Below are 22,226 nucleotides of genomic sequence, written 5' to 3'. Positions count from 1 at the left end.
CCGCTCTCCGCGTCACCCGGCACCGCCCCGGCCCGGCCGCTCTCCGCGTCACCCGGCACCGCCCCGGTGCCCCTGCGGCCCTGCGTGCTCTCCGCGGTCACGGATCGGCCACCGTCTCGGACGGTCCCACCGGGGCCCGCGAGCCGAGTCCCGCCTCTTCCTGGAGGACTGTCTTCCCGGAGGGGATTGCTGAGCGCGATATTCATTGCGCTCAGCAATCCCCTCCGGAGAGCAGCCGTCCTGCTGCTGCCCGCCGCCGTGCTCCTGGTCCTGTCCGGTCCGGGTACGGCCGCCGCCTCCGCCACGCCGCCCGCCGCACCGTCCTCCACGGGCCCGTCCTCCGCGGACCACCTCGCCCGTCCGTCCGCCCCGGCGCCCGCCGGGGGGCCCGGGCGGCGCGGTGCCGCCAGAGTGGTGGTCCTCGGGGTGCCGGGGTTGCTCTGGAGCGACCTGGACCGGGCGCGGACGCCGAACCTGTGGAGGCTCGTGGAGGCCGGGGGGTCGGCGTCGATGTCCACCCGGGCGGCGCCGCCGCAGGGGCGGGGGTTCATCTGCCCGGTGGAGGGCTGGCTGACCGTCTCGGCCGGGCAGCGGGCGGGGACCCCCGGCATGGCCTGCGCCCTTCCCTCGCCCCCGCCGGTCTCCGGCGCGGGGGTGAGCGTGCCGGGCTGGGCCGAGCTGGCGGCCTTCAACACCGGGACCGGTTACAACCCGGTGCTGGGTCAGCTGGGGCGGCTCGTGACGACGGCCGGGGGACAGGTCGCCGCGGTCGGGCCGGGCGCCGTCCTGGGTGCAGCCGACACATCGGGAAAAGTCGGGAGATACGCGGAGAGCGTGGAGCAACTCGGCGACCTGGCGCCGTACCGGCTCGTCGTGGTCGAGGCCGGGGACCTGGCCCGGGCGTGGATCGGCGCCGGGACCGGCGAAGGCGGCGAGCACGCCTCCCTGACCGGACAGGCCAGGCGGGAGGCGGTGGCCTCGGCCGACCGGCAGGTGGGCGCGGTCCTCGACCGGCTCCCGCCGGACACGGCGCTCCTGGTCGGCGGGGTGTCCGACACCGCCTCCGCGGCCCACCTGCACGTGGCGATCGCCTACGGCCCGTCCCCCGGCGGCGGGCCGTACCCGCGCGGCCGCCTCACCGCGGCCTCGACCCGCCAGGACGGCCTGGTCACCCTCACCGACCTGACCGCCACCGCGCTCGCCCTGCTCGGACTGGACGCGCCCACCTCCGTCGTCGGCCGGGCCTGGACCGCGGGCTCCCCGGCCGGCGGACCGGCCTCCGCCCTCGTGGCGGACCTGGCCGACGAGGACCTGGCCAGCCAGGTCCTGCGCCAGGTGCGCGGGCCGTTCTTCACCGCCTTCGTCACCGTGCAGATCCTCTTCTACCTGCTGGCCGCCGCGGCGATCCGCCGGGGCTGGGGCGGCGCCCGGGCGCTGACCGCCGTCCGGGCGGTCGCCACGGTCAGCGGCTCGATCGCGGTCGCCACCTTCCTGGCCCAGCTCGTGCCGTGGTGGACGTTCCCGGTCCCGATGGCCGGGGTGGTCCTGACCATCCTCGGCATCGCCTGCGCGGTCGCCGGGCTCGCCCTCGCCGGGCCGTGGCGGGCGCACGTGCTCGGCCCGCTGACCGCGGTCGCCGGGATCACCTCGCTGGCCCTGCTGCTCGACGTGATGACCGGCTCGACGCTCCAGGTGAACGCCGTCACCGGCTACGAGCCGGTGACCGGCGGGCGCTTCTACGGCTTCGGCAACATCGCCTTCGCCGTCTACTCGGCCGGCACGATCCTCGCCCTGGCCGGGATCGCCCAGTGGCTGACCGGCCGCGGGCGGCGCGGGCTCGCCGTGGCGGTCTGCGTGCTGTACGGCGGGCTGGCGGTCTTCGCGGACGGCTGGCCGGCGTGGGGAGCGGACTTCGGCGGGGTCCCGGCGTTCCTGGCCGGGGTGGCCGTCTTCGTGACGCTGCTGACCGGCCGCCGGGTCTCGGTGGCCGGGCTCGGCCTGGTCGGCCTGGCCGGGGCCGTGCTGATCGGCGCGATCGCGGTCGCCGACTGGTCGCGCCCCGCCGGGCGGCGCACCCATCTGGGCGCGTTCGTCCAGCAGGTGCTGGACGGCGAGGCGTGGACGGTGGTCTCCCGGAAGTTCGGCGCGATGGTCGGCGTCACGGTCGGGAACTGGTCGCTGACCCTGCTCTCGCTGGTCGCACTGGCCTTCCTGTTCCTGGTGCTGAACCGGCCCTCCCGCTGGGGAGCCGCCGCGCTGGGCCGCGCCTACGCGTCGGCCCCCGCCCTGCGCGCCGGCCTGATCGGTGCGCTGACCTGCGCGCTCGTCGGCTTCCTGATGAACGACTCGGGCATCGCGATCCCGGCGATGGCGCTCACGGTCGCGGTGCCGCTGACGCTGGCCGCCTGCGTGCGCGCGCTCCGGCTCTCGCCGCCCACCATCCCAGAGCGACCGTCAGAGCCAGCAGGGACCACGGCACCACCTCCTGCCTGACCACGGTCTTCAGCCAGAGCAGGTCGTCGGGGCGGAGCGCCTCGCGGGCCGGGAGGTATCCCAGGGAGAGGATCGTCACCCTGGCGACCATGAACAGCTCCAGCGCGGGCCAGGAGGCCAGCGCCAGCAGCGCGAAGGCCAGCCCGTCGTACCACGGCAGGGCGTACGGCGCGGCGAACAGCCAGGCCGCCACGACCACCGCGGCCACCGCCGGAGCCGGAGCCCCCGCCGCACCCCGCAGGCCGGACCCGTCGCCCTCCGGGGCCGGTCCGGTGGCCCCCGGGGCCGGTCCGGTGGCCCCCGCGGCCCCGGGGACCCGGCCGGCGGGGAGGGCGCGCAGCAGCAGCCAGGCCAGGACGGCGAGCAGGGTCATGGAGCCGAGCTGGATCCAGACCGTGTAGGCGCCGCTCCCGAACAGCTCCTGCAGCCCGCGCTTGACCAGCTGCCACGGCGTGCCGAGGGAGACCTTCCTGCTGGCCTCGCCAACCTGGTCCAGCACGTGCGGCCCGGCGAGGCCGTAGACGACCGCCACCGTGGCGGTCGCCGTTCCCGCGACGACGGCGAGCCGGGCGGGCGAGCGCCGCAGCTCCCAGGCGGGCCCGAGCGCGACGAGCCCGGCGTTGAGCTTCACCCCGATCCCGGCGCCCAGCAGCAGCCCGGTGGCGGCCAGGGACCGCCACCGGCCGCCCGCCCGCCAGGCGACCAGGGCCGCGACCATGCAGAAGACGGCCAGGGTGTCGACGTGCATCCCGGCGGAGAGGTGGTAGATCATCAGCGGGTTGGCCGCCCAGAGCAGCGCCGCCCGGCGCTGGAGGGCCTCGTCCCCGGCGGTGAACCGGTGGACCAGCAGGGCGGTCCCGACGAACGCGGCGGCGTTGAACAGCGCCATGCCGAAGACGGTCAGCCTGACCGAGTCACCGGCCGCCAGGCTCGCCAGCGCCTGCACGGCGGTGGCCACCGGCCCGTAGACGCTCGTCACCCCGGCCCACTCCTCGACGGCTCCGGCCACCGGGTCGGCGGGGACCTCGGCGGGCGTGACGGCGTAGGGGTCGTGCCCGAGGGCGGCGAGCCGGCCGTAGGCGGCGTAGTTGAGGTGATCGGCCGAGCCCGAGGGCGGCAGGAAGGCCAGGACCGCGGCCGCGGCGGACCCCGCCGCCAGCAGCCATCGCGGGTCCGGTCGCCACCGGGAGTGCAGCGCCGCCCCCAGCCCGGCCCCGCCCAGCAGGATCGCGGCGGCCGCCAGCGCGATCACCAGGCGGGCGTCCGGCCCGGCGCCCAGCGAGTAGGGGGGTTCCCAGGACGGCCCGGCCAGCGCGGGGACCATGGCGGACGGCCCCAGCGCACCGATCAGGAGCGTCAGGACGACCGACGCGCCCATGGCCGCGGGTGCGAGGACGCCCAGGCCGTCACGCGGGTCACGCGTCGTGTTCTTCGGGGCCGCCGCCGCATCCAGGGTCACCCGCAAATTCCAGCACATCCGGGGGACGGCCCGGCCCGGCCCGGTCGCAGGTCCCGGTGATCGGCGGCCTCCGCCGGCGGCCCTGTCAGCGGCCCTGTCAGCGGCTCTGCCGGGGGCCCTGTCAGCGGCGCAGGGCCTTGCGCGCCAGCAGGGCGCGGCCGACGTCGCGGAACTGCCGCGCCCGGTGGATCTGGGCCCTCCAGTCGGTGCCGGTGGCCCGATGGGCCATCTCCACCTCGACCTCGCGGACCCGGAACCCCCTGCGGATCAGGTCGATCGTGAGGCCCGTCTCCACCCCGAAGCCGCGGGCCAGCGGCCGGGCCGCCTCGAAGGCGGCTCTGGTCAGGCAGCGCTGGCCGTTGAGGGGCTGGGCGGGAGCCCAGCCGGTGGCGCGCTCGATGCCCTCGCGGGCGAGCCGCACCACGAACCCGTGACCGCCCAGCTTGACCCGGGTGACGAAGACCGCGATGGTCATGTCCGCCTCGCCTGCCCGGACCGGCTCGATCAGGGGCGCGGCCGTGTGCGCGGTCTCGCCCAGGTCCGCGTCCAGGAACAGCAGATGGCGCGGGTCCTCACCCTCGCCGTCCAGCAGGCGCGCGACCTCCGCGCCGCTCTCCATCGCGGCGGCCTTGCCCCGGTTGTGGCTGTGCCGTACGACGCGGGCCCCCGCGGCCCTGGCCACCTGGCCCGTCCGGTCAGCCGAGCCGTCGTCCACGACCACGACGAGGTCCACCCCGGAGAGCGCCAGGGCCGCCGTCACGGTGGCCCCGATCCGGTCGGCCTCGTCCTTCGCCGGGATGATCACTGCTGTGCCGGTCACGGCCTCCGCCCCCGGCCCGCGCGAAGACCGTCGTGCATGCGGCGTCCACCCCCCGGACCCGCGTCATGGAGGCGGCTCACCCCTGGGATTCCACCGCGAGCAGCTCTTCCGGGACCGTCTCGTGCACGGTGAACACCGAGTCGAGGCCGGTGACCTGAAGGATCTTGCGGACGGCGGGCCTGGGCCCGGCCACCTCCAGCGCGCCTCCGCGCTCGCGCAGCCGCTTGAGCGCGGAGAGCAGCACGTTCATCCCGGTGGAATCGCAGAACTCCACGCCGGACATGTCGATGACCACGAGGGTCGTGGCGCTCTCCTCAAGCAGCCGAGTGAACTCGGCCTGCAGGCGAGGTGCGGTATATAGGTCGATTTCTCCGACAATGGCCATGACGGTGTGCCCGCCATGAGATCGAGTTGAGACTTTTAGCTCCACAGCGGGCACACTAGCGGCGCGAAGCCCTCCGGTCACGTTTCTCTCGTCTAGAGGGTGTCCCCCTCACGGCCGGAGGCGCCGCCGGGCGCCCGCCGATCCGACTCACCCGTTCTTTGTCCCCGTTCTCCCTTCACGGGAACCCTCGGTGCGCAAAGCTTGACACTGTGCAACGCCGGCTAGGCCGGAAAGGGGGAGGCCCGGAACCTCCCGACCGCCGCTGCACGGACGGGCGACGGACGTCGAGTGAGAAACGGGCCTGACAGAATCCATGAACATCGATCTTCCTGAGGACCTCCCGCGACAGCGGCTCCGAGAGCGACTGGAGTCGGCCATCACCCGCGCGGAGCGATCCACGCCGTGGCGGGACGCCACCGCCTTGCTCCGCGGCCTGGTGAGCCGCGAGGGGACCGTCCCGATCAGGGCCCGCCTGACCGGCGACGACCTCGACTTCCTGGAAACGGCCAGGGAGGAGCTGCTGGACTTCGCCACTCTCGGGGTCCGGCTCCTCGACCTCCACCAGCCCCGTGACGCGGGCGGCATCACCAGCGACACCGCGCATCCGATCCTGCGTTGCCGGAGCTGCATGTGGCGCTGGCCGTGCCCGACCTTCCGCGCGATGTCGGAGACCTTCGGCACCGCGCGGGAGCCCCGCGGCGGGGAAGACGCCCCCGCCCGCCCCGCCGGTGACGCCCGTCACCCCGTCGAGCCCGACGACTCCGGGCCGGGCGGCGGGGAGGCCGGCGGAGAACCCGGCCGGGCCCAGGTGAGCGTCATGATCCCGGCCCAGCCGGAGAGCGGGGGCTCGGCGCTAGGGGAAGGCGGATCTCGAAGCGGCAGCCGGGGCCTTCGTTGACGACGCCGATGGCGCCCTCGTGGGCCTCCACGATGCCGCGGGCGATCGCCAGACCGAGCCCGGCGCCCGCCCCGTCGGGGCGCGGGCTCCGGGCCGCCTCGCCGCGGAAGGCCACGTCGAACACGCGGGGCAGGTCCTCCGGGGGGATGCCGCCGCAGCAGTCGGCCACCGACAGGCACGCCCGGTCGCCCTCCACCGCCGCGCGGACCACGACCGCGCCGTCGCCCGGCGTGTGCCTGATCGCGTTGACCACCAGGTTGCGCAGGGCCCGGGAGAGCTCCCCCGCGTCCGCGTGGACGGGCACCGCAGGCTCCACCTCGCCCGCCAGCCGCACCCCCTTGGCCCGGGCCAGCGGCTCCACCCCGGCCAGCGCGTCGGCGACCAGGTCGCCGAGGCCGATCCGGCCGCGGGACAGGCGCAGCGTCCCCGCGTGGATCCTGGACAGCTCGAACAGGTCGTCCACCATGCCGGAGAGGCGGTCCACCTCCAGCCGGATCTGGGTGTGGTAGCGCTTCACGGTCTCCGGGTCGGCGGCCACGCCGTCCTCCAGGGCCTCCGCCATGGCCCGCATCCCGGCCAGCGGGGTGCGCAGGTCGTGGCTGACCCAGGCCACGAGTTCGCGGCGGGCGCCCTCCAGCGTCCGCTCGCGCTCGTGGCCGAGGCGGATGCGCCGGTAGGCCTCGTCCAGCGCGGCGGCGATCGTGCCGAGCTCGGCGGGCAGCCCGTCCGGCGGGGTGAACTCGCCGGACGGGGGGACCTCGTGCACGGCGGCGACGAGCCTGCGGCTGGCGGCCACGACCCGCCGGGCGAGCACGGCCGCCACCCCCAGCCCGACCAGGCCGCCGACGGCGACCACGCTGAGCACGATGTCCCTGGGCCTGCCCTCGATGATCATTTTCAGGGTGATCGCCACCACGCCCGCCACCGTCACCGCGACGGGGACGGCCGCGACCACGGCGAGCATCACCCCGATCGACCGCTCCCGCAGCAGGCGCATCGCGCCCAGCCCGGTCAGCGCCACCAGCAGGCCGAGCCCCGCGGTGACCGCCGCGATCTCCACGATCTCCGGGATCACGGCAGGGCCAGGGGCTCGTAGCGGTAGCCGACGCCCCACACCGTGACGATGCGCCGGGGGACGGTCGGATCGGGTTCGATCTTCTCCCGGAGGCGGCGGACGTGGACGGTCACCGTGGAGGAGTCGCCGAAGGACCAGCCCCAGACCTGGTCGAGCAGGTCGGAGCGGCTGAAGGCCTGGCGGGGGTTGCGCATGAGGTGGGCCAGGAGGTCGAACTCGCGGGCGGTCAGCATGATCTCCTCCTCGCCGAGCCGTACCTCGTGGGCGCCCACGTCGACCACCAGCTCGCCGTCCCGCAGCACACCCGTGCCCGCCGGGACCGAGGCGCCGCGCGCCCGCCGCAGCACCGACTGCACCCGCAGGGCCAGCTCGCGGGGGCTGAACGGCTTGGTGACGTAGTCGTCGGCGCCGGTCTCCAGGCCGACGACCCGGTCGATCTCCTCGCCGAGCGCGGTCAGCATGATCACTGGGACCGGCCAGCGCTCCCTGAGCTTCCGGCAGACCTGCAGGCCGTCCATCTTGGGCAGCATCAGGTCGAGCACGAGCAGGTCGGGAGGGCTGGACAGGGCGCGCCTGAGCGCTTCGGCGCCGTCGCCGACGCACTCGACGGTGTGCCCGTCGCGTTCGAGGTAGCGGGCCACGACCTCGGCCACCGTCGGGTCGTCGTCGACCACCAGAATCCGCGCGCTCATGCTTCCCACGGTAGGCGGGACACGACCGGTCGCCGAATCCCGTCACCGGTCCGTAAGACCTGATCGTTATGCGTCCCGCCGCGTCCCGGACCGGCCTGCGGCGTACGGTGGACCCATGGGTCGTACCGTGATGGCAGTCCTGGGCGGCGTTCTCGCGCTCTACGTGGTGTTCGGGCTCGTGCTGCCCGCCCTGTTCGGGCTCTTCAAGTTCCTGTTCGTGCTGGCCGCCGTGGCGTTCCTGGTCGTCGCCGGGGTCACCGTCGCGGCCAGGTTCTCCAAGTGACGCGGTTCTCCAGGTGACGCGGTTCTCCAGGTGACGCACGGCTGAGCCGCCCGGCCGCGGAGGACCGGCCTCGTCCTGCGGGCCACCGCGGCGGCGGCCCGCAGGAAGGCTCAGATGTGCTCCGGCAGGGCGGCCTCGGCGACGGGACGGTGGCCGTTCCCCTGGTGGCCGTTGCCCAGGTGGCCGTTCCCGGCGTAGCGCCCGCCGATCCGGCCCCCGAGCTCCTGGCCGTTGGCCTTGTGGTTGAGAGTCGTCACGATCGCCCAGACCGTGGTGATCTCGCCCTCGTGCCTGACCCCCCATCGGTCGGCCAGGTATTCGACGATGCCCAGACCCCGTCCCCCCAACGAGGAGAGCGGAGCCCTCCCGGCCCGTGGTTCGGTGGCGGCGCCCCCGTCACTCACCGCTACCTCGACATGTCCATCGGTCCAGCGCCATGCCACTTTGATCTGCCCGGACGGCAGGGGGTGCGCGTGCCGGAGAGCGTTGCTCAGCAGCTCGCTCACCACCAGCACGGCGTCGTCTATCGCACTCTCGTAGACGCCCCATTCCTGCAGGTCAGAGCTGAGGCATTGGCGTGCGACGGCGACGCTGGACGGTGCGTACGGCAACAACACGACGCTCGACGGACTCACCTCCCCGTATCTCTGTTCCCCCTGAGGAACACACCCCAGATACGACCGAAATGCCCCGTTCTCCTCCCATGGAAACCGTGCCCCGATCACAGCTTGTGCACATTGGACGATAGATCATCCCTCCCGTTGCCGCCTCGTTACCGCGCTGGCGTGTCGGAGCCGGTAAGGGCGTCCGGCGTGTCGGCTCTGCGCAGGACCAATCGCATCCGGGTCCCCCCGCCCGGCCGGGGATAGGCGGACACGTCGCCGCCCTGGGCGCGGGCGAGGCTGCGCACGATGTAGAGGCCGAGGCCGACCCCGCCGAACCGGCGGCGGTTCCCGCTCTCCACCTGGACGAAGCGCTCGAAGACCCGCTCCCGGTCGGCCGGGGCGATGCCCACGCCCTCGTCGTCGACGACGAGGACCACCCGGTCGCCCTCCGGCCACGTCTCGACCCTGATCAGACCTCCGTCCGGCGAGTACTTGAACGCGTTCTCCAGGAGCTGGCCCAGCACGATGTCGGTGGCCAGCGCGTCCCCGGAGACCTCCGGCAGCCCGTCGGGGACGACCACCTCGACCCGGTGCACCTCGGACAGGACCGGCAGGCCCAGCGTGGCGGCCCGGATCAGCGCACCGAGGTCGAAGCCCTCGATCTTGAGGGTGAGCTCGCCCGCCCCGGCGCGCGAGCCCAGCATCAGGTGGTCCATGAGCTGCCCGAGGGAGCGCGCCCGCTCGGCGATGGTGTGGACCGCCGAGCGGCGCTCGGCGTCGCTCAGGCCGTCCCAGCGCGTGTCGAGCATGGCGGCGAAGCCGCGGACCACGGTGATCGGGGTGCGCAGCTCGTGGCTGGTGGTGGCCAGGAACAGGTCCTTGGCCTCCTCCAGCTCCTTGGCCCGGGTGATGTCGCGGAAGTCGACCACGGTCTCCCCGGTCTCCACGATCTCCGCGCGGAGCACGTCCAGCCAGATGCCCGAGGGCAGCTGGTAGGTGAGCTTGTCCCCCGGGTCGGGCAGCGGGAACGGCGGCGGCTCGCCGATCATCTCGGCGGCGTGGAAGCCGGTCAGCTCGGCGGCGGCCGGGTTCCACTGGATGACGCGGCCCATGCCGTCGAGGACCGCGATGCCGTCGGCGCTGGCGTCGAACACCGCGCGCTCGTGGGCGCGCTGCCGTACGGCCTCCTGGTAGGCCATGGCGTTGTCCACGGCGATCCCGGCATGCCCGGCGAGGAGCTCCAGCAGCTCCAGCTCGACATGGCCGGCCCGGCCGTTGGCGAACAGGGCGTAGAGCGCGCCGTACGGCCGGCCGCCCACCGCCGCCACGCCGAGCGCGATGGTGTGCAGGCCGGGCAGCCACGACCAGGCCGGCTCGTCGGAGCGGGCCTGGTCGGCGGTCTCCATCATCACGGTCCGGCCGGCCCGCAGGAGCCTGCCCACCAGGCTGGCGCGCAGGTCGGCGGTGGTGCCGCGGAGCACGTCGGGGAGCCGGTGGCAGGCCACCAGGCGGAGCCGGTCGCCCTCGATGAGCACGATCCCGCCCGCGTCGGCGCCGGTCAGCTCGGTGAGGCTGGCGGCGATCCGGTCGAGCACCGTGGGCAGCTCCAGCTCGGCGTTGATGTCGGCGACCACGTCGGTCAGCCTCCGGACGAGCTGCGCGCGGCGGAGGATCTTCTCGCTGGCGGTCTCGTCGTCCTGGGCCGGGTGGTAGACGCTGACGTAGCCGAGCAGGGTCCCGGCCTCCGAGCAGAGCGCTCCGGTGTCCACCCGGACGTCGAGCAGCCTGCCGTCCCGGCGGAACCGCCGGGTGCGCAGCGAGACCCGGCCGCCGGTGCGGACCCGTTCCAGAACCGCGTTGTGCTCGGCGGTGAGCTCCTCGGGGACCATCGGGAGCCGGCGTCCGACGGCCTCCCCCGCCGGCCAGCCGAACAGGCGCTCGGCCGCGGGGTTCCAGTTGATGATCATCTGGTCCCGGTCGAGCGCGACGATCGCGTTGGGGGAGCTTCCGACGATCATCCCGCCGACGGCTTCGTCACTGATCGCGCTCATGTCATCACGCACATGCCCCATCTTGCCGCCCGGAGCGGATGGATCTTGGCACTTTCGTCCTGCATGTGCCGGCGCTCTCCGATGCGATCCGTCCGATACGCTGCGGTCACCACACACCTGAACGGGAAAGGGTGGGGCCATGTCATCCGGGTCGTCCGGCGACCTCGACGCACTGCTGCGAGCGACCTCGCCCACCTACGTCGGGGACAGGCATCCCGACGTCGCGTTCGGCACCCACGACGGGCCGGTGGGCCGCATGGTGCTCGCGGTGACCGGGCGGGGGGTGGTCGCCTGCGGCTACGAGGACGAGAGCGTCGTCTTCGAGCGCATCGCCAGGGGCGTCAGCACGTTCATCGGGGCCGACCCCCGGCGGATCGACCCGGTCCGCCGGGAGCTGGACGCCTACTTCTCCGGCCGCCTGCGCACGTTCACCGCCCCGGTCGACCTCCGGCTGGCCACCCCGTTCGCCAGGACCGTGCTGCAGATGATGCTCGCGGTGCCGTACGGGACGGTGACCACCTACCGCCAGATCGCCGAGCGGATCGGCAGGCCGCGGGCGCTGCGGGCGGTCGGCAACGCGCTCGGCGGCAACCCGGTGTGCGTGGTCGTGCCCTGCCACCGGGTGGTGGAGAGCGAGTCCGTCCTCGGCGGCTACGCGGGGGGAACGGCCGTCAAGGAGCGGCTCCTGCGGATCGAGGGGCTCCGCTGACCCACGTGTCCCGCGGCCCTCGCACGGGCTCGCGGGCGGTCCGGGCCCCGCGGGCGGGCGGTGGTCCCGTACGGCCCGCCCGCGGAGCCGCGCCTTCCGGGCGCCGCTACCGGCGGCGCAGCGCGCCCAGGCCGAGGGTGACCAGGCCGGAGACGAGGAACGCGCCGAGGGCCGCGCTCATCCACGGCTGCGGGGCGAACCCGACCAGGTCGCGGGCGCCGGTCCAGAAGCGCGTCCACCAGCCCAGCTCCTGCGCGGTCGGCAGCGCGGCCAGCATCCACCAGGCCGCGAAGCCGAGCACCCACGGGACGACCATCAGCCAGCGCGAGGGCGCGTCCTCCGAGGTGTCCCAGCGGCTCCCGCCGCCGAGCAGGAAGTAGTCCACCGCCAGGACGGCGAACATCGGGACGAAGACCGCGCCGATCAGGCCGAGGAAGGCGGTGTAGGTGTCGGCGCCGACGAAGATCGCCAGCAGGGTGACCAGTACGCCGGTGCCGGCGGAGATGACCCTGCGGTCCAGCCGGGGCAGCAGGTTCTGCAGGGACATCGCGGTGGAGTAGACGTTCACGAACGGCTGGTCGGTCTCGCGCAGCACGAGGATGCCGAAGAACAGCCAGCCGAGCGAGGCCGCCACGAACGGGTCCCACACCCTGCCCGGGTCGTTGCCGACCAGCGCGAGCGCGGCGATGCCCAGTGTCAGGCAGGCCACCTGGGCGATCGTGTAGCCGCCGACCACGCCGGTGAACGCGGCCCGGCCGGAGCGGGAGAACCGGGCGAAGTCCGCCGCGACCGGCACCCACGAGACCGACAGGGCGATCACGTAGTCGACGGAGGGGGCGAACGCCTCCCAGGTGCCCGTGCCGATCGACGGACCGCGGCCGAACAGCTCGACGGTGAACCAGATCATCGAGATGATCACACCGGCGGTGACGTAGCGGCGGAGCAGGCGGACCGCGCCCAGCGGGCGGACGGTCAGCGCGGTGGTGATCACCCCGCCGAGGACCACCCAGACGGCGTAGGGCACCTCGACCCCGAAGGACCCGGCGATGGCCTGCGCGCCCTGGGCGATGACCCAGAGCTCGAACGCCCCCCAGCCGAGCATCTGGACGATGTTGAGGACGGTCGGGACGTACGAGAGCCGGGCCCCGAACAGCCCGCGCAGCAGCACCATCGCCGGGGCGCCGGTCTGCTGGCCGGGGATCGCGGCCAGGGCCACCATCGCGGTGCCGACGAGGCTGCCGACGACCGCGGCGGTGACCGCGGCCAGGAAGCTCAGGGGCCGGTCGCCCAGCGGGTCGATCAGCGCGATCGCTCCGGAGAACCCGAGCAGGCTGACTCCGAGGTTGGCCCAGAGGGCGCCCTGGTCGAGCACGCCGAGGGCCTTGGGCGGCGCCTCGTCGAGGGTGAGGGGGGCCTCGGCATGCTTGACCGGGGCATGGTCGGGCTCGGCGACGTCGGACGCCATCACACTCTCCCTACGCCGGCATTACCCGGACAGGTTCATGCGGTCGGCGGCGCGCCGGAGGGCCGTTCTCGGCCCTCTGCGTGGTTCCGCCCTCTCAGCCCGGTTGCGCCCGAGCTCCCGCGGTAAATGTTTTCGTCCAGAAGTATGCCATCCGCCCTCTTTCTGACAAGCATCAGGTCAGGCGACGAACGGCTCCTGGCCGGTCTCGCTCACCATGGCACGGCCGGCGAAGGCCCAGGACTGCATGCCTCCGCCGACGTTGACCGCGTCGTAGCCGACGTGGTTGAGCCAGGCCGCGGCGTGCGCGGACCGGCCGCCGACCCGGCAGACCACGTAGACGGTCGCGTCCTTGGGGATCTCCTCCACCCGGGTCTGCAGTTCACCGAGCGGTATGTGGACGGCCGCCGGCGCGTGCCCGGCGTGCCACTCGTCGTCTTCTCTCACGTCCAGCAGGAACCCGTCACCGGGTACGGCGTGCACTTCCACCTCAGGAACGTTCATGCTTCCCATTGTCCCAAGCCCGTCACCAGATGGGGCGCAGAACCGCGCGCCCCCCCGCGACCTCGTCCACGTAGGCCCGCAGGTCCTCGTGGATGCGGTCCAGCCGCTCGGCCCCGATCACCTCGCCCCACCGGTCCTCGATGTCGGCCCACATGTCGTCGGCGTGCCGTACGTAGGCGCGGCCCTTGTCCGTGAGGGCCAGCACGCGGGCGCGGCCGTCGGTGGCGTGCGGGCGGCGTTCGACGTAGCCCCAGTCCTCCAGCTCGGCCACGATCTTGGAGGCGGCCTGCTTGGTGACGCCCAGGTGCTCGGCGAGCTCGACCGAGGTGGCGCCCCCGCGGTCCAGCAGCAGCCGGAAGGTGTAGCCGTGCGCGGGGCGCAGCGGCTCGCGCCCCTCCGCCGCGATCCGTTCGTGGAGCGCCTCCGTCATCGCCCGGTACGTCATGGCCAGCAGAAACGGGATCTCCCCTCGCCTGCGCGTCATGCCGCCGCTCCCTCCGCCCGTTGACGATGTAGTCAACCTGGTTTACCTTTTCAATGCAGTCAACCGCGTTGACCATTTTAGGAGGACAGCATGACCACCGCGAACCTGGCCGACGCCCCCGTGTTCGAGCTCGACGGCGTCACCTTCCACTCACTCGCCGTCCCGTCGCGCGGCTCCTCGGAGCTGGCCGTCTGGTCGATCGAGATGGCGCCAGGCTCCTCCGGCAAGGAGCACACCGTCGACCGCGAGGAGGTGTTCGTCGCCCGCTCGGGACGGATCGTGGGCGTCATCGGCGGCGTGGAGCACGTGATCGAGGCCGGCGACGCCATGATCCTGCCGCCGCACACCCCGTTCTCGATCCGCAACGCCTCGGCCACCGAGCCGGCCGCCGCCACCGTCTGCACCTCGGCCGGGATCAAGGCCACCCTCGGCGACCAGACCATCCTGCCGCCGTGGGCCCAGTGACGGCCTGAGGAGCAGGCGGGGAGGCCCTCCGGGCGGGGCTCGCCCCGGGTCGGCCGGCCTCCGGCGGGGAGCCTCCCGCCGGAGGCCGGAGCACGCTCCGGAGGGTCAGGGCACGTCCCAGAAGGCCAGCTCGTGGGCCATGCCCTCGGTGAACAGCTCCTTCGCCCGCTCAGGGGCGATCTCCACCTCGTCGAGCATCGCCGCGACGCGCTCGGTCAGCGCGGTGAAGCCGGGGTGGGCGTAGGTGTCCACCCAGGCGCGGTAGCGCGGCTCCGCCGGGGGGTCCTCGGCCAGGATGCGGCCGAGCATGGAGTAGCCCCACATGCAGGGGTACAGCGCCGCCAGCCCCTCGGCGTAGTCCGCCGCCGCCCGGAGCAGGAACGAGGTGTAGGCGGCGCACGCCGGGCCCTTCACCGCGCCGTCGAGGTCGGCGCCGAACTCCGCCGACATGGACCGGTGCAGCTTCAGCTCCTCGTGGAAGGTGGAGTGCGCCAGGTCCACCAGGTCGCCGAGGTGCCCGTCGGGGGCCTGCCAGGCCAGGCGGGAGAAGACGCGGACGTAGTCCAGGAGGTACAGGTAGTCCTGCTCCAGCCACGACCGGAACACCGGCTCGGCCAGGTCGCCCCTGGCGATCCCCGCCACCGTGGGGTGGGCGAGCTGGGCGTCGAGCAGGGGGCGGCCGATGACGTGGAGTTCCTCAGAGATGCTCACAAGCCGGAGATTGTCGCAGGCCCCCGTACGGCGGAGCACTTCCGGCCCCGGCCGCGCGACGTCACCGCCCCGGTTCCGCGGCATAGGATCCGGAATGTGACGATCATCGCCGAAGAGGTCCTCCTCCTCGCCCACGAGGAGACCGAGGGCAAGCAACTGGTCAGCTCCGCCTACCTGGACTCCGCGCTCGGCGGCGCGATCCTGGCCGAGCTCGCCGTCAGCGGCCGGATCGCCCTGGACGGCAAGAAGGTCGTGGTCGAGGACGCCGCCCCGCTCGGGAACGAGGAGCTCGACGCGGCCCTCGCCCGGATCGCCGGAGACTCCAAGGAGCGCAAGCCCGAGTCGTGGGTCTACAGGCTCCAGTCCGGCAAGCTGCGCAAGCGCCTGCTCGCCGGGCTGGCCGAACGGGGCGTGCTGAGCGAGGACCACCGCAGGATCCTGGGGATCTTCCCCAGCTCCCGCTACCCGGAGCGTGACGCGAGCGTCGAGCAGGAGATCCGCGAGCGCGTCCGGAGCGCGCTGGCCGGGGCCGTCCCCGACGAGCGGACGGCCGCGCTGATCGCCGTCCTGCGCGCCGCCAAGATCGACCGCAAGGCCTTCCCCGGCCTCGACAGGCAGCGGGTCAAGGAGATCACCGAAGACGTGTGGGTCGGCAAGGCCGTGGCCAAGCACATCGCCTCGATGAACGCGGCCGCCGCCGGGAGCGTGGCCGCCGCCGCCTCCTGACCCCACCGGGCGGGGCGGGCGCGGGCCACCCGCGGAGAAGGGCCGTCCGGACGGGAGCGGCTCCCGCCCGGAGACCCGGCGGAGACCCGGAGACCCGGAGACCCGGGCGGGCGCCCGGCCGAGGACCTCCGGGGCTCAGGCCAGCGCCGCGGCGCCGAAGGAGACGCTGAAGCGCTTGCACCAGATGGTGACGGTCTTCAGGGAGTCCAGGTCGGCCCCGGCCGGGACGGCGTAGTTGGCGTCGCCCTTGTTCCCCTTGAGCTCGCCCAGCTCCAGGTGCTCGCCGTCGTCGAGGTTGAACCACCCCGCGCGGCCCTCCTTGACGGGCTGGTCGCTCAACCAGACCCGCAGGTCGGGCCCGTCGGAGGTGTCCAGGTCCTCGATCCTGAGCACCCGGCTGCCGTCGGCCAGCTCCAGGAGCCTGGCCGTACCGGCCGTGTCGTGCTCGTGGGAGACGAAGGCGCCGGTGGCCAGCTCCCTGGGCCCGCCCGCGGGCCGCCCGCCCGTGGCGGCCGGGCTCGCGCCGGGCGCCTGCGAGGCCGCGACCGCCGCGGGCGGGGCCTCGTTCACCTCGACCGTGGTGAACAGCCGCCACGGCTGGAACAGGTAGAGGGCCACGCCGAACGCGACGGCCCCGATCCCCAGGACCACCCACGTGACGGGGTGGCGGAGCAGCTTCCTGATTCTCATGGTCCCCTCCAGGCTCGGAGCCCGGGGCGCAACCTCCGCCGCCGCACGGCGGGCGGGTCCCGCGACCGGCTCTCAGCCCGAAGGTATCCCCGGCGGCCCGTCCCGGCGCTTACGTGATGCTTACGGCCTCAGGTCACTTCTCCAGGAGGTCCTTGGGGACCTGCTTGTCCTGGGCCAGGGCCTCGAACATGCGCAGGGCCTTCTCCCGGTCCCACTTCACCACGGACTGGCCGTTGATCGTGGGCAGGGAGCCGATCGGGACCACCGTGGTGACCGGGTTGCCGCCCATGGCCAGGCCGAGGGAGAGCAGGGAGAAGGCGCCGCTCTCCTCACCAACGGACACCGAGTCGGCGGCGCTGAACGCGAGCGGGACCGACGTGAACGGGTTGAGCAGGACGCCCGGGCTGGCGGCCTTCTTCACCACCGCGGAGAAGAACTGGCGCTGGCGCTGCGTCCGGTCGAAGTCGGGGATGGTCCCCGTGGCGCGGGTGCGGACGTAGCCGAGGGCGGTGGCGCCGTCCAGCGTCTGCACGCCCTTCTTCAGGTCGATCCCGGCCTTGGGGTCCTTGATGTTCTGCTTGACGTCGATCTCGACGCCGCCGATGGCGTCCACGATGCCGACGAAGCCGCCGAAGCCGATCTCCATGTAGTTGTCGATGCGGAGCCCGGTGACCTGCTCCACCGTCCTGGCGAGCAGGTGGGGACCGCCGTCCTGGAAGGCGTAGGCGGCGTTGAGCTTGTCGCTGCCGTGGCCGTCGATGGGCACGTAGGAGTCGCGCGGCAGGCTGACCAGGGTGGGACGGCCGTCGTTGTCCGGGATGTGCAGGAGCATCATCGTGTCGGTGCGGCGGCCGACGGAGCTGCCGGTGGCGAGTTTCTTCCGCTCGGCCTTGCTCAGCCCCGCCCGGCTGTCGGAGCCGACCAGCAGCCAGTTCGTGCCGGGTGTGTCGGCGGGTCGCCCCTCGTAGTCGCGGAGCGCGTCGATCCGCTTCAGACGCCCGTCGATGGTGAAGTATCCCCCGACGGCGAGCACCAGGAGCAGGACGATCAGGCCGGCGAGGATCCGCGCGGCCGTCCTGCCCGGCCGCCTGGGCTTCCTGGGTCCTCCCGGGCGCTTCGCGCCCCAGGCCGGGTTCGGCATGCCGGGACCGCCTCTCCCTCCCGAGGGCCCGCCGGAGGGGCCGTCGCCGGAGCCCTTCAACGGCCGGACCGGGCTCCTGCCCGACCGCGCCTTGCCGTACACCGGCGAGACCGCGCGGGGCACGGTGTCGTCCCGTACGGCCCTGCCGGAGGAGGCGGACTCCGGGGAGGCCGCGGAGGGCAGCCGCCCGTCACCCGGCGGCGGCACCGGGCCGCCCGCGCCGCCGGGCGGGGTGCCCCGTCCCGGCACGGGATGGGCGGGCTGGCCCGCGGACCGGGGCTGCGCGGGCTCGGGCGACCGGAGCGCACGCGTGCGATCGTCGTCTTGCTGCCAGTCACCCACGTCGCATCTCCGCCACTTCTGGAAACCGCCCACCAACCAATGGTGAAGTCGTCACCATTGACGCTACTTCGTGGCTCACACCCGCGCAGACACGTCCTCAAGGTTTTCCTGGGTAAAAGTACCGGGAAGGGTGGCAGGTCACCAACAACACGGTCATCACCCGATCCGGAAACATCGGGCGCCACTGCGGTCGTTAGCTTTGGAGGACGACAACCGCTCGAAAGGAAGACCGTGTCCACTCCGGACCCGTGGAGTACCTACCCGTGCGAGCGCACGGGGCCCACTGCTGAACCGACCGGGAGAGCCGCCCGGTGAACACGGCTCTCGGCCTGCTGGCCGTACTGCTCCTCACTCTCGCCACCGGCTACTTCGTCGCGCAGGAGTTCGCCTTCGTGGCCGCCGACCGCGGCGTGCTGCGCGAACAGGCCGACGCCGGCGACGCCGCCGCGAAACGGGCCCTGGAGGTGACGGGGCGGCTGTCCTTCATGCTCTCGGGCGCCCAGCTCGGCATCACCGTCACGGCCCTGCTGGTCGGCTTCATCGCCGAGCCCGCCATCGCCACCGTGATCCGGCCCTGGCTGGAGGCGGCGGGGGTGCCCTCCGGCGCCGTCGGAGGCATCGCGGTCGCCCTGGCCGTGGCGGTCGCGACGGTCGTCCAGATGGTCCTCGGCGAGCTGGCGCCCAAGAACCTCGGCATCGCCCGGCCGGAGCCGGTGGCCAAGTTCCTCTCCCGATCGACCCTGGTCTACCTCAAGGTCGCCGGGCCGGTCATCCGGCTGTTCGACTCCGCCGCCACCGGCCTGCTGCGCAGGGTCGGCGTGGAGCCGGTCGAGGAGATCGAGCACGGCGCGAGCCCCGAGGAGCTGTCCAGGATCATCGCCGAGTCGGGCGCGGCCGGCGACCTCCCGCCGCGCCTGTCGGAGCTGCTGGAGCGCGCGCTGGAGTTCGGCGACCGCACCGCGGAGGACGTCATGGTGCCGCGCCCCCGCGTGGTGCTGCTCCGCGACGACCGGCCGATCTCCGATCTGGTCGACGCCATCGGCGAGCACGGCCACTCCCGCTACCCGGTGCTCTGCACCGGCGGCGGCGAGGACGTGGTGGGCGTCACCGGCGTGCGCGAGCTGCTCCGCTCCGGCCTGGCGGACGGCCCGCTGAAGAAGATCACCCGTCCGGCCCTGCTGGTCCCGGACTCGCTGCCGCTGCCGGCCGTGCTGGAACGCATGCGCGCCGCCCGCGACGACCTGGCCTGCGTCATCGACGAGTTCGGCGGGCTCGCCGGGGTGGTCACCGTCGAGGACCTCGCCGAGGAGCTCGTCGGCGAGCTGATGGACGAGAACGACCCTGAACCGGCGGGCGTCGTCGCCAACGGCGACGGCACCTGGAACGTACCGGGCACGCTCCGCGTCGACGAGGTCGAGCGGGCGACCGGGCTCGCGCTCCCGGAGAGCGACGACTACGACACCGTCGCCGGCCTGGTCCTCGCCGCCATCGGCCGGATGGCCGAGCCCGGCGACGTGGCCACCGTCACGCTGACCCCGGAGAGCGACCCGCTGGAGGACGAGCCTGAGGAGACCGACGCGGTCCTGACCGTGCTCTCGGTGCACCGCAGGGTCCCCGAGTGGGTACGGCTGGCGCCGGAGGGCGACGACGCGGCGCCCGTCCGCCGGGACGGGGCGGCCGCACCCGACGCGGCCGAGCACGACCACCGGAGCCCGGCACTCGGGCGGGGCCGGGTGAGCGGCCGGTGAACACCGTCTCCGCCCTGCTGCTCGGCGTGGTCCTGCTGGCGGGCAACGCCTTCTTCGTCGCCGCGGAGTTCGCGGTCATCTCGGCCCGCAGGCACCGGCTGGAGGAACTCGCGGGCAGGGGCGGCCGCCTCACCCGGATCACCGCCCGCGCCGCCGTGCGCGGCGGCAGGGAGCTCTCCCTGATGCTGGCCGGGGCCCAGCTCGGCATCACGCTGTGCTCGCTCGGCCTGGGCATGGTGACCGAGCCCGCCATCGAGCACCTCCTGGAGCCGGTCTTCGGCGCCGCCGGAGTGCCCCAGTCGCTCCGGGTCCCGATCTCGCTGGTGATCGCGCTGGCCCTGGTCACCTTCCTGCACATGGTGGTCGGCGAGATGGCGCCCAAGTCGTGGGCGCTGACCCACCCGGAGACCGCGGCGATGGCCCTGGCCCTGCCGTTCCGCGGCTTCACCTGGACGGTCCGGCCGGTGCTGGCCTCGCTCAACGGCCTCACCAACGCGCTGCTGCGGCTGTTCGGCGTGCACGCGCGGGACGAGCTGGCCACCAGCAGGACCCCGGTCCAGCTCGCCATGCTGGTCGGCGAGTCGGGCCGGATGGGCATGCTCGACCGGGACGAGCACGACCTGCTGACCCGGGCCCTGCGGATCCACCAGCAGCCGGTCGAGCGCCTGATGCTGCCCATCGCGGAGGCGGCCTGCGTGGGCTCCGGCGCGACCGGCGACGACGTGCGGCGGACCGCGGCGGAGAGCGGCCACCTGCGCCTGCTGGTCAACGCCGGCAGGCCCGGCGACGTCCTGGGCGTGCTGCACGTCAGGGACGTCCTGGTACGGCCGGCGGCGAGCCCCGCCGAGCTCGCCCGCCCGGTGCCCCGCCTGCCGAGGTCCACGACCGTCCCGGAGGCGGTCGCCGCCCTCCAGGACGCCCGCGCCCATGTGGGACTGGTCACCGACGCCGACGAGGTGGTCGGCATGGTCAGCCTCACCGACCTGCTGGGCGAGCTCCTGGACGTCAAGATCATGACCGCCCGCTGACCGGACGGCAGCCTGCCCGGAGGGCCGGGGAGTCCTCTCCCCGGCCTTCCCGGTCCGCCGCCTGCCTGCTCACTCGCCGATTTCGCTGTCAGCGTAATCGCGACCACATGTGGACATCCAATGCAAGTCCTCCGAAAGTGACAAGCAAGTGGGCAGGATTACAAAGGGTGCAGGCACCTGCCGTACGACCCGAAACACGGAGGCCCGGACCATCTCCGGGCCTTCTCCATGAGAGAACCACCGACTACTTTGATCACGACCGCCCACCCCGACCCCACCGGACGGCCCTCATGAACCATGACCTGTGGACCCGCGCAACCGTGGGCGCAGCCGGGGGGCGTGGGGAGCAGGGCCCCCGCATCGGGGGTTCCAGGGGGTCGCCCCCCCTGGACGGCACAACGAAGAAGCCCCGGTGGAAGCGGACTACGTCCGCGACCAGCCGAGGCCGATTCGAGTGGGCGAGGAGGGATTTGAACCCTCACGTCCTTTCGGACACACGGACCTGAACCGTGCGCGTCTGCCGTTCCGCCACCCGCCCTTGTTGGGTGCGGTCGAAACATTAGCACGGATCAGCCGGTACCTACGAACCCGGATACGATCCATCTAGATGCGGAGCGGAGGGCCGGGAGCGAAAGCGCCGGAAACGGGCCAACGAACACCCGAGCAGCCGCGACCATATGTACGGGAGGAAGGGAGGTAGCCGGTGGGAGTCCTTCAGCGCTTCGAGCGGAGGCTCGAAGGCTTGGTTGAGGGGGCCTTTGCGCGGGCGTTCAAGTCCGACCTTCAGCCGGTCGAGGTCGCCAGCGCGGTCCAGCGGGAGATGGACGAGCGCGCCGCGATCGTCGCCCAGGGGCGGACGCTCGTCCCGAACGACTTCGTGGTCGAGCTGTCCACCACCGACAGCGAGCGTCTGGAGGTCTACGCCGACAGCATCAGCCACGAGCTGGCCAACCTCGCCAGAGAGTACGCCAAGGAGCAGGGCTACTCCTTCGTGGGACCGGTCCGGGTGCGCTTCGAGACCGCCGACGACCTGGCGGTCGGCCTGTTCCGCATCCGCTCCGGAGTGATCCGCGGCGCGACGGTCGAGCAGGACGAGATCCGCCAGCCCGTCACCGACGTGCCCCAGGGCCGCCCGCAGGCCTTCGGGGGCCGGCCACGGCTGCTGGTCTCCACCCAGGACGACCCGCAGGGCCAGCGGTCCTACGATCTGACCACCCCGGTGACCCTGCTCGGCAGGGGCACCGACTGCGATCTCCGGCTGGTGGACCCGGGCGTGTCCCGCCACCACGCCGAGCTGCGCGTGGAGGGCCCCCAGGTCGTGCTGGTCGACCTCGGCTCCACGAACGGCACCTTCGTCAACGGCCAGCCGGTGCGCCGGGTCGAGCTCCAGAACGGCACTCGTGTGACGCTGGGGCGGACGACTCTGGTTTTCCGGCGCGATTAAAGGTAAACAGA

At 73.3% G+C, this 22,226-nt stretch carries 22 protein-coding genes and 1 tRNA gene; 9 read left to right on the top strand and 14 right to left on the bottom strand.

Features of this window, described 5'->3' with window-relative positions:
* The first annotated feature begins 186 nt into the window (after positions 1 to 186).
* A complete protein-coding gene (locus FHS22_RS00395) occupies positions 187 to 2,493 on the top strand; it encodes a hypothetical protein (RefSeq protein WP_184937270.1) in 2,307 nt (768 codons plus the stop codon).
* On the opposite strand, the gene FHS22_RS00390 is transcribed toward FHS22_RS00395, so the two are convergent.
* From FHS22_RS00390 to FHS22_RS00380, 3 genes are all read right to left on the bottom strand, one after another.
* Entirely contained in the window at positions 2,375 to 3,952 is a 1,578-nt protein-coding gene (locus FHS22_RS00390; protein WP_184937268.1) for an MptA/MptB family glycosyltransferase, read from the bottom strand. The two genes, FHS22_RS00395 and FHS22_RS00390, sit on opposite strands and share 119 nt — an antisense overlap.
* Positions 3,953 to 4,073: 121 nt before the next feature.
* Positions 4,074 to 4,772: a glycosyltransferase family 2 protein gene (locus tag FHS22_RS00385; RefSeq protein ID WP_184937267.1), complete on the bottom strand. Its 699-nt coding sequence runs from the start codon at positions 4,770 to 4,772 to the stop codon at positions 4,074 to 4,076.
* A 76-nt stretch (positions 4,773 to 4,848) separates the two neighbouring features.
* On the bottom strand, positions 4,849 to 5,202 hold the full coding sequence (locus FHS22_RS00380) for an anti-sigma factor antagonist (RefSeq protein WP_184937265.1): 354 nt from the start codon (positions 5,200 to 5,202) through the stop codon (positions 4,849 to 4,851).
* A 268-nt stretch (positions 5,203 to 5,470) separates the two neighbouring features.
* On the opposite strand from FHS22_RS00380, the gene FHS22_RS00375 reads away from it, so the two are divergent.
* Entirely contained in the window at positions 5,471 to 6,055 is a 585-nt protein-coding gene (locus FHS22_RS00375) for a hypothetical protein (RefSeq protein WP_184937263.1), read from the top strand.
* Here the strand turns inward: FHS22_RS00375 and FHS22_RS00370 are convergent.
* On the bottom strand, positions 5,973 to 7,130 hold the full coding sequence (locus tag FHS22_RS00370) for a sensor histidine kinase (RefSeq protein ID WP_184937261.1): 1,158 nt from the start codon (positions 7,128 to 7,130) through the stop codon (positions 5,973 to 5,975). The genes FHS22_RS00375 and FHS22_RS00370 overlap by 83 nt on opposite strands.
* A complete protein-coding gene (locus tag FHS22_RS00365; RefSeq protein WP_184937258.1) occupies positions 7,127 to 7,822 on the bottom strand; it encodes a response regulator transcription factor in 696 nt (231 codons plus the stop codon). Before FHS22_RS00365 ends, FHS22_RS00370 begins: the two co-directional genes overlap by 4 nt.
* Positions 7,823 to 7,937: 115 nt before the next feature.
* Here FHS22_RS00365 and FHS22_RS00360 point away from each other — a divergent pair, with 115 nt between their 5' ends.
* Entirely contained in the window at positions 7,938 to 8,105 is a 168-nt protein-coding gene (locus tag FHS22_RS00360) for a hypothetical protein (protein ID WP_184938379.1), read from the top strand.
* A gap of 110 nt (positions 8,106 to 8,215) precedes the next feature.
* On the opposite strand, the gene FHS22_RS00355 is transcribed toward FHS22_RS00360, so the two are convergent.
* A complete protein-coding gene (locus FHS22_RS00355) occupies positions 8,216 to 8,722 on the bottom strand; it encodes an ATP-binding protein (protein ID WP_338047567.1) in 507 nt (168 codons plus the stop codon).
* Positions 8,723 to 8,877: 155 nt separating this feature from the next.
* Positions 8,878 to 10,782, bottom strand: a complete 1,905-nt coding sequence (locus tag FHS22_RS00350) for a sensor histidine kinase (RefSeq protein WP_184937256.1) — start codon at positions 10,780 to 10,782, stop codon at positions 8,878 to 8,880.
* A gap of 118 nt (positions 10,783 to 10,900) precedes the next feature.
* Between FHS22_RS00350 and FHS22_RS00345 the strand changes: the two genes are divergently transcribed.
* A complete protein-coding gene (locus tag FHS22_RS00345) occupies positions 10,901 to 11,470 on the top strand; it encodes a methylated-DNA--[protein]-cysteine S-methyltransferase (protein WP_184937254.1) in 570 nt (189 codons plus the stop codon).
* 106 nt (positions 11,471 to 11,576) lie between these two features.
* On the opposite strand, the gene FHS22_RS00340 is transcribed toward FHS22_RS00345, so the two are convergent.
* From FHS22_RS00340 to FHS22_RS00330, 3 genes are all read right to left on the bottom strand, one after another.
* A complete protein-coding gene (locus FHS22_RS00340) occupies positions 11,577 to 12,935 on the bottom strand; it encodes a purine-cytosine permease family protein (protein WP_184937252.1) in 1,359 nt (452 codons plus the stop codon).
* A gap of 177 nt (positions 12,936 to 13,112) precedes the next feature.
* Positions 13,113 to 13,445 (bottom strand): rhodanese-like domain-containing protein, encoded by a 333-nt coding sequence (locus FHS22_RS00335; protein ID WP_184937250.1) that lies wholly within the window; start codon positions 13,443 to 13,445, stop codon positions 13,113 to 13,115.
* 13 nt (positions 13,446 to 13,458) lie between these two features.
* Positions 13,459 to 13,920 carry a MarR family winged helix-turn-helix transcriptional regulator gene (locus tag FHS22_RS00330; protein WP_184937248.1) on the bottom strand — a complete coding sequence of 154 codons (462 nt, stop codon included), beginning with the start codon at positions 13,918 to 13,920 and terminating at the stop codon, positions 13,459 to 13,461.
* A gap of 90 nt (positions 13,921 to 14,010) precedes the next feature.
* On the opposite strand from FHS22_RS00330, the gene FHS22_RS00325 reads away from it, so the two are divergent.
* Entirely contained in the window at positions 14,011 to 14,385 is a 375-nt protein-coding gene (locus FHS22_RS00325; RefSeq protein ID WP_184937246.1) for a cupin domain-containing protein, read from the top strand.
* Between the two features lie 105 nt (positions 14,386 to 14,490).
* Here FHS22_RS00325 and FHS22_RS00320 read toward each other — a convergent pair whose 3' ends face one another.
* On the bottom strand, positions 14,491 to 15,096 hold the full coding sequence (locus FHS22_RS00320; protein WP_184937244.1) for a TenA family protein: 606 nt from the start codon (positions 15,094 to 15,096) through the stop codon (positions 14,491 to 14,493).
* Positions 15,097 to 15,192: 96 nt separating this feature from the next.
* Between FHS22_RS00320 and FHS22_RS00315 the strand changes: the two genes are divergently transcribed.
* Positions 15,193 to 15,822, top strand: a complete 630-nt coding sequence (locus FHS22_RS00315; protein WP_184937241.1) for a GOLPH3/VPS74 family protein — start codon at positions 15,193 to 15,195, stop codon at positions 15,820 to 15,822.
* Between the two features lie 135 nt (positions 15,823 to 15,957).
* Here FHS22_RS00315 and FHS22_RS00310 read toward each other — a convergent pair whose 3' ends face one another.
* Positions 15,958 to 16,512 carry a DM13 domain-containing protein gene (locus tag FHS22_RS00310; protein WP_184937238.1) on the bottom strand — a complete coding sequence of 185 codons (555 nt, stop codon included), beginning with the start codon at positions 16,510 to 16,512 and terminating at the stop codon, positions 15,958 to 15,960.
* 133 nt (positions 16,513 to 16,645) lie between these two features.
* Positions 16,646 to 17,995, bottom strand: coding sequence for an LCP family protein (locus tag FHS22_RS39095; protein ID WP_338047535.1), 1,350 nt, complete (start codon positions 17,993 to 17,995; stop codon positions 16,646 to 16,648).
* Between the two features lie 311 nt (positions 17,996 to 18,306).
* Here FHS22_RS39095 and FHS22_RS00300 point away from each other — a divergent pair, with 311 nt between their 5' ends.
* A complete protein-coding gene (locus FHS22_RS00300; RefSeq protein WP_184937235.1) occupies positions 18,307 to 19,743 on the top strand; it encodes a hemolysin family protein in 1,437 nt (478 codons plus the stop codon).
* On the top strand, positions 19,740 to 20,771 hold the full coding sequence (locus tag FHS22_RS00295) for a hemolysin family protein (protein ID WP_184937231.1): 1,032 nt from the start codon (positions 19,740 to 19,742) through the stop codon (positions 20,769 to 20,771). The genes FHS22_RS00300 and FHS22_RS00295 overlap by 4 nt, the downstream gene beginning before the upstream one ends.
* Before the next feature lie 455 nt (positions 20,772 to 21,226).
* Here FHS22_RS00295 and FHS22_RS00290 read toward each other — a convergent pair.
* Positions 21,227 to 21,309: transfer RNA gene (locus tag FHS22_RS00290), tRNA-Leu, on the bottom strand.
* Positions 21,310 to 21,474: 165 nt separating this feature from the next.
* Here FHS22_RS00290 and FHS22_RS00285 point away from each other — a divergent pair.
* Entirely contained in the window at positions 21,475 to 22,215 is a 741-nt protein-coding gene (locus FHS22_RS00285; RefSeq protein WP_184937228.1) for an FhaA domain-containing protein, read from the top strand.
* Positions 22,216 to 22,226 lie beyond the last annotated feature (11 nt).

Origin of the sequence: Thiemannella venezuelensis (assembly GCF_014203605.1) — a bacterium.
Lineage (GTDB): Bacteria > Actinomycetota > Actinomycetes > Streptosporangiales > Streptosporangiaceae > Planomonospora_A > Planomonospora_A venezuelensis.
The sequence above is the reverse complement of the archived record's forward strand: the minus strand, read 5'-3'. Positions and strand labels throughout refer to the sequence as shown.

Bases quoted from the DNA above. Each gene is read 5' to 3' on its own strand.
- FHS22_RS00325 (WP_184937246.1), top strand. From the start codon at position 14,011: ATGACCACCGCGAACCTGGCCGACGCCCCCGTGTTCGAGCTCGACGGC.
- FHS22_RS00310 (WP_184937238.1), bottom strand. From the start codon at position 16,512: ATGAGAATCAGGAAGCTGCTCCGCCACCCCGTCACGTGGGTGGTCCTG.
- FHS22_RS00335 (WP_184937250.1), bottom strand. From the start codon at position 13,445: ATGGGAAGCATGAACGTTCCTGAGGTGGAAGTGCACGCCGTACCCGGT.
- FHS22_RS00365 (WP_184937258.1), bottom strand. From the start codon at position 7,822: ATGAGCGCGCGGATTCTGGTGGTCGACGACGACCCGACGGTGGCCGAG.
- FHS22_RS00345 (WP_184937254.1), top strand. From the start codon at position 10,901: ATGTCATCCGGGTCGTCCGGCGACCTCGACGCACTGCTGCGAGCGACC.
- FHS22_RS00340 (WP_184937252.1), bottom strand. From the start codon at position 12,935: ATGGCGTCCGACGTCGCCGAGCCCGACCATGCCCCGGTCAAGCATGCC.
- FHS22_RS00375 (WP_184937263.1), top strand. From the start codon at position 5,471: ATGAACATCGATCTTCCTGAGGACCTCCCGCGACAGCGGCTCCGAGAG.
- FHS22_RS00360 (WP_184938379.1), top strand. From the start codon at position 7,938: ATGGGTCGTACCGTGATGGCAGTCCTGGGCGGCGTTCTCGCGCTCTAC.
- FHS22_RS00350 (WP_184937256.1), bottom strand. From the start codon at position 10,782: ATGGGGCATGTGCGTGATGACATGAGCGCGATCAGTGACGAAGCCGTC.
- FHS22_RS00330 (WP_184937248.1), bottom strand. From the start codon at position 13,920: ATGACGCGCAGGCGAGGGGAGATCCCGTTTCTGCTGGCCATGACGTAC.